This window comes from Fastidiosibacter lacustris, from assembly GCF_003428155.1.
GTDB lineage: Bacteria > Pseudomonadota > Gammaproteobacteria > Francisellales > Francisellaceae > Caedibacter > Caedibacter lacustris.
Window position 1 is genome coordinate 1 of sequence record NZ_QLIR01000044.1, and the last position, 2,105, is coordinate 2,105.

Here is a 2,105-nt window from a genome sequence, read left to right on the forward strand (position 1 = left end):
CCTATCGATATCAACTTTTACGACTTATGGTGCTGATCGCACACATATTGATTGGCTCTCATCAGGCTTTCCTAAGCAAATTACAGACCAGGTAACGGGTTTAAAACTTCAATTTAATTATGATCGGTATGAACGGCCATATAGTATTATCAGCAGCGATGGTGAAACCAAGAGAACCTGGCAATATACCTATAGTGCCACCGTCAGAGGTGGCAAGGCAATGGCAAAGGTGGCATTGCCAAGGGTGATTAAGGAAAGTGGGACGGTTGCGAAGGGTGCAGGTCAGTCAGGAAAGCAGGCACGATTAAAAGAGTTGGCAAACGATCCGAAACTAGGAAAGGCTGATCGTGGCTGGATTAAGCAGGAGCAAAACTCTATTGAACGAGGTAATCGTAAAACTATCCGCAACCCACCGGGTAAAGATTTAGCGCATGAGCGTGGTCGTGAAGCAGCAAAAGGTTACAGTTATGAACATTCCAATCTTCAGGATAGAGATCTACATCGTTTGTAGCATAAATATGACAATTTTGGTAGAAAGAATACCGAGAGGTCGCCGCAATAAGGGTTGCCTCCTTTTAGGTCAAAAAATATGAAAATTAATCCAAAGCAAATAGAATCTGTTATGGCTCTAACTGGCTCGAAACGCTACGAGCACTTCGTGAAAGTCGTTGCAGATTGGGAAGAAATCTGGGGGTTGTATCAGAATGGTTGGGCATTAGCTTCAACTGATGATGGTCAAAAAGTGTTTCCTTTATGGCCCGCTAAAGAGTATGCGCAGTTGTGTGCTGAGAAGGAATGGAGTGGTTACGAGCCAGAGTCTTTTTCGTTGAAAGATTTCATGAGTGAATTACTTCCTAACCTAAAAAACGATGGCGTATTGCCAGGTATATTTTATACTCCTTCAGATAAAGGTTTAACTCCTACAGTTGATCAGCTTTTGGCTGACTTGAAAGAAGAATTAGAAAAGTATTGATTTTATGGGGCGATTATGAAAGCTGTTTGTAAAGTAAATAATCTAAATAGCCTTTCGGATGAAAGGCTGTTGGAGCGGTTAAAAAAGTATATTTTCAAGTCGACGGAGAGATCGATCTTGAGCTTGGCAGGGAGTATACAGTTTACGGCGTAATTTTTAGGGATAACAGCCCTTTGGTATTACCTGTGTTCCGAAGAGTATGACGGGTATCCTAAGCCATTTGCTGCTGAGTTTTTTAATGTTTCGGATGATCGCTTATCTTTGTATTGGAAGTTGTCAGTGGACCAGGGTGAGGAAAAACTTTTATCCTCACTGGTTTTTGATGAGTGGGCAAAAGATCCCTCTTTCTATGAGCGCCTCATAGAAGATGATCCCGAGGTCGTAGAGCTGTTCGGAAAGTACCGGCAGCTTATGAATCAAGAATGGTCCAGGTAATCCTTCAAGTATGGGCTCTCATTTCAATAACGAAGCAGGCGATCACTTTGACTATTGATATTAAAATTGTATGTATGCTGAGATTGAGGGTAATGAGATCGGTTTACAGAATTGTGCCCTTTAGTGAATTATCAGGCATAAGACACCTTAAAAAAAAGATTAAAAGACAACATTAGGGAGATGAAATTTAATGAGAAATGTATTTAGTTTGTTGTTATTAGCTGCGTTAATCTTTCCTGTTATTGGCATAGCCTGCGACCATTATGACCCTTTTGGAGATCGTCCTAATAACAATGCGATTGTTGATGAGGGTAACTAAATGGTCGAGTAAGCTAGAGGGGAAGTTCCTCTGGCTTACTCGAATAACGATTGTTGCCGATATTTACTGGGTTACAGGCTTGTTTTGCTTTACAATTTTGAAACTGACAAGGTCAAGTCTCAAATCTGACATCTAAGATGTGCCCGCCCGTGGCTATTGGCAGTTTCTTTTTTCCCGCAAAAAAGAAACCAAAAAGCTCGCCCTGACAGTTTTTTAAACAAGTAAAACATCGGGATTTTTGAACTGTTTGAGTGCAACGCCCTAAAAAAAACAAAAAAGGTTCTACTCTGGAAAAAAGAAAAGACATACTTTAAAGAGCCAAATAGTAGTAAACAAAGTGAGTCAACAGGTGATTTGCACAGATTTTAGTAATGGTAA

Annotated in this window: 3 protein-coding genes and 1 pseudogene; all 4 read left to right on the forward strand. The window is 40.5% G+C overall.

Annotation, left to right across the window (positions count from 1 at the left end; all coding sequences use genetic code 11):
• Positions 1–511: polymorphic toxin type 8 domain-containing protein (locus DNJ77_RS09775; protein WP_204723399.1), on the forward strand; the 511-nt coding region annotated here is incomplete at its 5' end.
• Positions 512–589: 78 nt separating this feature from the next.
• On the forward strand, positions 590–973 hold the full coding sequence (locus DNJ77_RS09780) for a DUF2750 domain-containing protein (RefSeq protein WP_116964868.1): 384 nt from the start codon (positions 590–592) through the stop codon (positions 971–973).
• Positions 974–1,598: 625 nt separating this feature from the next.
• Positions 1,599–1,727, forward strand: coding sequence for a hypothetical protein (locus DNJ77_RS10180; protein ID WP_275667779.1), 129 nt, complete (start codon positions 1,599–1,601; stop codon positions 1,725–1,727).
• A 265-nt stretch (positions 1,728–1,992) separates the two neighbouring features.
• Positions 1,993–2,105 (forward strand): annotated as a pseudogene (locus DNJ77_RS09790) (IS5/IS1182 family transposase); the annotation flags it as partial.

Bases quoted from the DNA above. Each gene is read 5' to 3' on its own strand.
- DNJ77_RS09780 (WP_116964868.1), top strand. From the start codon at position 590: ATGAAAATTAATCCAAAGCAAATAGAATCTGTTATGGCTCTAACTGGC.
- DNJ77_RS10180 (WP_275667779.1), top strand. From the start codon at position 1,599: ATGAGAAATGTATTTAGTTTGTTGTTATTAGCTGCGTTAATCTTTCCT.